Source organism: Micromonospora sp. MH33 (assembly GCF_003013775.1).
Classification (GTDB): domain Bacteria; phylum Actinomycetota; class Actinomycetes; order Mycobacteriales; family Micromonosporaceae; genus Micromonospora; species Micromonospora fulviviridis.
On record NZ_MUYZ01000362.1, the window covers coordinates 1 to 6,055 of the forward strand.

Below are 6,055 nucleotides of genomic sequence, written 5' to 3' on the forward strand. Positions count from 1 at the left end.
GCGCCGATGAGGCAGGCCCCGCGCAGGTTCGCGCCGGCCAGCCCGGCCCGGCGCAGGTCCACGCCGATCAGCACCGCGCCGCGCCGGTCCACGCCGGCCCGACCGGCGCGCGCCTGCTCGCCGGCCCGGGACAGCAGCCGGTTGACCCGGTCCCGCTGCGCGGCGACGTCGACGGCGAGCAGTTCCTCCGGGGTGCCGTCGGTGAGCCGGCCGGTCTCGGTGAGGGCGGCGGCCAACTCGTCCCGCAGCGGGCCGGCCGGGGTCAGCGCCAGGGCCTCGGTCAGATACCAGAGCAGCTCGTGCAGCGGTCGCATGACCGCGAAGGTGTCGAACATCCGCCGCGCGGTCGCCGGGTCGGCCCGCCAGTCGCGCCCGCCGAAGGTGCCCTGCGCGACGTGCTGGCCGGCGCCGAAGCAGTCGAACACGGTGCAGCCGGGGAAGCCGCGCTGCCGCAGGTCGCGGTGGATGCCGCAGCGGGAGTCGGCGCGCAGGTTCGGGCAGGGCTGCCCGGCGGGCTTGTCGACCGCGAAGTCGGCGGAGGCGGCGAATGCCGGTGCCACGCAGCAGATCCCGAAGCAGCGAGCGCAGTCGGCGCGCAGCTCCCGGACGCCGCCGGCGGCCCGGCGGGCTTCGCCGTGCTGACGATCCTCGGGCCGGCGATCACCGCGCCGCTGGTCCTCCGCCTCGGACACGCCCCCGGCCTCCTGCCCGTCACCGCCGGCCGCGACCGTCGCGCCCGCGGCCATTCTCCGCCCCGGCCGCCCGGAACGGCCGGCGGGGCGCGGGAGTGTGACGGGGCCGCCCGGTTCCGGCCCGGCGGCGCGGTGGCTCTCCGTATGGTGGCGGTGACCGGCACCGGAGGGCGGAGGGATGGACGACGACGCGCGGGAGCAGGCCCTGCTCACCGCCCTCACCACCGAGCACTTCGTGCTCCAGACCGGCCGCAGCGCCACGGTGGCCGAGTCGGTGGGCCGGACCACGGTCTTCCTGTCGCTGCTCTCCGCCGCGCTCATCGGGCTGGGCTTCGTCTCCGGCAACGGCCCGCTGGTCCGGCCGTACCTGGGCGCGGTGCTGCCCACCCTCGTGGTCACCGGGCTGCTCACCTTCGGCCGGCTGGTGCAGAACATGGTGGAGAACTCCCTGGACCTGCAACGGATGCAGCGGATCCGGGCCTGGTACCACCAGCGGCTCGCCGGCGGTCAGGACTTCTTCGCCGACGCGGCGACGCCCGGGGGCGAGACGCGGTCCGCCTGGACGGCGGTGGGCGCCCGGCCCGGCCGGTGGCAGCTGCTGCTGACCGCCGCCGCGCTGGTCGGCGCGGTCAACGCGCTGCTGCTCGGCCTCGGCGCCGCCCTGCTGGCCGGGCTGGCCGGCCTGTCGACCGGCCCGGCCGTGCTGGTGGGCGTGCCGGTCGCGCTGGTGACCTTCGCGGCGCAGGTCGCGTACATCGGCCGGGCCTCGATCTCGATGACCCGCTGAGCGGGGCGCGGCGTCCGCGCACGGCGGGCGCCGCCCGCTTCGGCTCAGAAGTCGAACAGCACGTCGGTGCCGAGGCACACCCCCAGCGTCCCTGGACGGCGGACATGACATCGGCGCCGGGAAATGTCCGATCGGTTGACAACCGGGATCGGACCCTGCGGAAACCCATTGCGGAACTGTCGCGCCAATGGCCGAACGGATGACAACCGAAGTCGGCCGTTATTGCGACGATGCTTTCCGTAAACCGTATCGTTGTCAATTCCTGACAACCGATCCGGTCGTTACCGTAACGATTCGAAGTGCTGTTCCATTGCGGTTTACCGTCGAGTGGCAGGACGTTTTTCGTCGCCGTCGGGAGGACTCCTCATGAGCGACCTGTCCCACCCACCGTCGTTGACCGCACCCGGCGATCCGGCCGTGCCGGACCCGGCCGTCAGCACCACCACCCCGCCCGGCGCCGACCGCCGGGAGATCCTCGGCCGATCGCCCAACCAACTTGCCTGGCTACGTCTCAAGCGGGACCGGACGGCCCGGGTCAGTGCCCTGACGCTGGCCGTCGCCGGCCTCGTGGCGCTCGGCGCGCCGCTGCTCGGCCGGCTCACCGGAATCGACCCCACCGACAAGTTCGTCGGCCGGCTCAACGATTTCGGAATGCCGATCGGCTACGCCGGCGGCATCAGCGCCGACCACTGGCTCGGGCTCGAACCCGGCAGCGGGCGGGACATCCTGCTCCAGTTGGTGTACGGCCTGCGCACGTCATTGTTCATCGCCTTCGCCTCGGCCCTGCTGGCGTCGTTCATCGGGGTCGCGGTCGGCGTGCTGGCCGGCTGGGCGCGGGGCTGGCTGGACAGCGCGGTCAACTGGTTGATCGACCTCACCCTGGCGTTTCCGTTCCTCATTTTCGCCCTCGCCGTGATCCCGATCCTCCAGGACCGCTTCTACACCGAACGGGAGGCGCCGCCGCCGGCCTTCCGGGTCGCCCTGATCATCGCCACCTTCGGCCTGTTCAGCTGGACCTACACCGCGCGGCTGGTCCGCGGCCAGGTGATCTCGCTGCGTGAGCGGGAGTTCGTCGAGGCCGCCCGGGCCGCCGGCGCGGGGACCGGGCACCTGCTGTTCCGGCAACTGCTGCCGAACATCTGGGCGCCGATCCTGGTCACCGTCTCGCTCAACGTGCCGCAGTTCATCGCCATCGAGGCGGCGCTGGCCTTCGTCAACATCGGCGTCACCGAACCCACGCCCGACCTCGGCCGCATGATCTACAACAGCATCGGCTACGTCGCGAGCGACCCCTGGTACACCCTGTTCCCCGGGTTGGCGATCTTCCTGCTGGTCCTGGCGTTCAACCTCTTCGGTGACGCGCTGCGCGACTCGCTGGATCCCCGGTCCACCCGGTAACCCCACGGCCATCGACACGCCCGGCCGGCGGGGGCCGCCGGGCGGGAAGGGAGCACACCCGTGCGCGCACGAACCCGGACACTGACCGGTGTCCTCTCCGCGGCGGCGCTCGTCGCCGCCGGTTGCAGCCCCACCACCGACGGCGGAGGCGGCGGCGACGGGAAGGCCAAGACCCAGACCGGTTCCATCTCCTACGAGGCGGCCGACAACCAGGGGCCCGCGAAGGCGGTCGACGGCGCCAAGGCCGGCGGCACGCTCACCGTGATGCAGAACTCCGACTTCGAGCACCTCGACCCGGCCCGGAACTACGTCAACGTGCAGCAGGTCACCGGCGGGCTCCTCTACCGGGCGCTCAACGGCTACAAGGAGGACGGCAGCGGCAAGCTGCTGCTCGTCGGCGACCTGGCCACCAATCCCGGCAAGGACGTCAACAACGACTGCAAGGTCTGGGAGTTCACCCTGCGGGACGGGGTGAAGTACGAGGACGGCTCGACGGTGACCAGCAAGGACGTCGCCTACGGCCTGGCCCGCTCGTTCGCCGCGAACCTCAACGAGGGGCCGCACTACATCCAGCAGTGGCTCTACCCGGGCGGTGCCTACAACGCGTCCTACCAGGGGCCGTACGACGGCGGGAAGGCGGCGCCGGACGGCGTCGAGACGCCCGACGACCGGACCATCCGGTTCACCTTCCCGCAGCCGCACTGCGACCTGCCGTACGCGGCCGCGCTGCCCACCACCGCCCCGGTGCCGGCCGCCAAGGACACCCGGGCCAACTACGACCTGCGGCCGTTCTCGTCCGGCCCGTACAAGGTGAAGTCCTACGAGCGGGACATCGCGCTGGAGCTGGAGCGCAACCCCAACTGGGACCCGAAGACGGACCCGATCCGCAACGCCTACCCCAACACCATCCGGGTCACCTTCGGGCTGGAGCAGGCGCAGATCGCCGAGCGGCTGGTCGCCGACGCCCCGGCCGACCAGGCCGCGCTGAGCTGGACCGACGTGCCGCCGGCCGTGCTGCCCCGGACCACCGCCGCCGGCGTCGCCGAGCGGGTGGTCAAGGGCCCGACCCAGTACACCTGGGTGCTCAGCATCAACACCCAGCGGGTCACCGACCTGGCCATCCGCCGGGCGCTGAACTACGCCGTGGACAAGGACGCCGCGCTCAAGGCGCTCGGCGGGCAGGCCGCGGGCAGCCCGGCCACCACGCTGATGTCGCCGACCACCGCCGGCTGGCAGAAGTACGACGTGTTCAACGCCCCGGTCACCGGGGACAGGGCGAAGGTCACCGAGCTGCTGGCCGGGAAGAAGCCGAAGCTGGTGCTCGCCCACTCCAACACCGAGCTGCGCACCCAGCAGGCCGAGGCGATCCGGAAGAACCTCACCGACATGGGCTTCGACATCGTCATGAAGCCCATCGACAACACCAGCTACTACGACGAGATCGGCCGCAAGGACAACCCGTACGACCTCTACCTCAGCGGCTGGGGCTCGGACTGGCCGACCGGCTCCACCATCATCCCGCCGGTCTACGACGGCCGGGAGATCGTCGACGAGGGCAACAACAACGTCTCGTACCTCAACGAGCCGTCGGTCAGCGCGGAGGTCGACCGGGTGCGCAACCTGCCCGCCGCCCAGCAGGACGCCGCCTGGATGGCCCTGGACGAGAAGATCATGCGGGAGTACGCCCCGGTCGTGCCCTGCTACTACGACGCCACCTACGAGCTGCACGGCTCGAAGGTCGGCAACGCGTTCCTCAGCGACGCCTTCGGCATCATCTCGCTCAACGGCATCCACGTGAAGCAGTGACCGTCCCGTGGGGGCGGTCCCACTCCGGACCGCCCCCACCCGTCCACCGGGGGAGGTGCTCCCGTGCTCCGATTCGTCGTCCGGCGGCTGCTCGTCGCCGCGGTGACCCTCGCCGTGATCAGCCTCGTCACCTTCGGGCTCTTCTTCGCGGTGCCGAGCAGTCCGGCCAAGGTGATGTGCGGCAAGAACTGCACCGCCGCGGACATCGCCCAGGTCGAGCGGCGGCTCGGCATCGACCAGCCGCTGCCGCGCCAGTACACGGAATTCGTCAAGGGCGTCTTCGTCGGCCGCACGTACGGCGAGGGGGACTTCCGCCAGGACTGCCCGGCGCCCTGCCTGGGCTACTCGTTCCGCAACAACCAGCCGGTCACCCGGATCATCGTCCAGCGCGCCCCGGTGACCTTCAGCATCGTCCTCGGCGGCGCGGTGCTGTGGCTGACCCTGGGCATCTCGCTGGGCATGGTGTCGGCGTTGCGCCGGGGCACGGCCCTCGACCGGGCCGCCATCGGGGTCACCCTGGCCGGCGCGTCCATGCAGGTCTACTTCTTCGGCCTGATCCTGCTCTATCTGCTGGTCTACGCCACCGGGTTGCTGCCGTTCCCCAGCTACACCCCGTTGACCGAGAACCCGGCCCGCTGGGCGGTGGGGCTGCTGCTGCCCTGGATGACGCTCGGCTTCCTCAACTCGGCGCTCTACGCCCGGCTGGCCCGGGCCCAGATGCTGGAGACCCTGTCGGAGGACTTCGTCCGGACCGCCCGGGCGAAGGGGCTGTCCGCCCGGCAGGTGCACACCCGGCACGCGCTGCGCGCCGCGGTCACGCCGATCGTCACCATCGCCGGCCTGGACATCGGCACCAGCCTCGGCGGCACCTTCATCACCGAGACCATCTTCGGTCTCCAGGGGCTGGGCAAGGCCACCGTGGAGGCGGTGCAGTTCCTCAACCTGCCGGTGGTCATGGCGACCGTGCTGCTGGCGGCGGTGTTCATCGTGGTCGCCAACATCGTGGTCGACGTGCTCTACGCGGTCATCGACCCGCGGGTCCGGCTGAGCTGACGGGAGGTATCGACATGGTGGAGCTTCCGGTGCCGCGCCCGGGCGAGGGCCCCTATCTGCGGGTCACGGACCTGCGGGTGCGGTTCGAGACCGAGGACGGTGTGGTGAAGGCCGTCGACGGGGTGTCGTTCGCCGTCGAGCGCGGTCGCACGCTGGGCATCGTGGGGGAGTCCGGTTCGGGGAAGAGCGTCACGTCGCTGGCGGTCCTCGGTCTGCACAACGCGACGCGGGCGGCCATTTCGGGGGAGATCTCGGTGGGTGGTCGTCAGCTGGTCGGGCTGCCGGAGGAGGAGGTGCGGCGGCTGCGGGGCCGGGACAT

6 protein-coding genes are annotated in these 6,055 nt (G+C 71.5%); 5 read left to right on the forward strand and 1 reads right to left on the reverse strand.

Going from position 1 to position 6,055, the window contains the following annotated elements:
- A partial coding sequence (locus B0E53_RS32205; protein ID WP_246835706.1) for a pentapeptide repeat-containing protein occupies window positions 1-692 on the reverse strand: 692 nt, incomplete at its 3' end.
- A gap of 178 nt (window positions 693-870) precedes the next feature.
- Between B0E53_RS32205 and B0E53_RS32210 the strand changes: the two genes are divergently transcribed.
- From B0E53_RS32210 to B0E53_RS32230, 5 genes are all read left to right on the forward strand, one after another.
- The gene (locus B0E53_RS32210; protein ID WP_107079419.1) at window positions 871-1,479 is read left to right on the forward strand and encodes a hypothetical protein; all 609 of its coding nucleotides are present in this window, start codon (window positions 871-873) and stop codon (window positions 1,477-1,479) included.
- 366 nt (window positions 1,480-1,845) lie between these two features.
- A complete protein-coding gene (locus tag B0E53_RS32215) occupies window positions 1,846-2,877 on the forward strand; it encodes an ABC transporter permease (protein ID WP_107079420.1) in 1,032 nt (343 codons plus the stop codon).
- Between the two features lie 60 nt (window positions 2,878-2,937).
- The gene (locus B0E53_RS32220) at window positions 2,938-4,683 is read left to right on the forward strand and encodes an ABC transporter substrate-binding protein (protein ID WP_107079421.1); all 1,746 of its coding nucleotides are present in this window, start codon (window positions 2,938-2,940) and stop codon (window positions 4,681-4,683) included.
- 63 nt (window positions 4,684-4,746) lie between these two features.
- Entirely contained in the window at window positions 4,747-5,736 is a 990-nt protein-coding gene (locus B0E53_RS32225) for an ABC transporter permease (RefSeq protein ID WP_107079422.1), read from the forward strand.
- 14 nt (window positions 5,737-5,750) lie between these two features.
- Window positions 5,751-6,055, forward strand: a 305-nt coding sequence (locus tag B0E53_RS32230; RefSeq protein WP_146167853.1) for an ATP-binding cassette domain-containing protein, incomplete at its 3' end; no start/stop codon positions are given.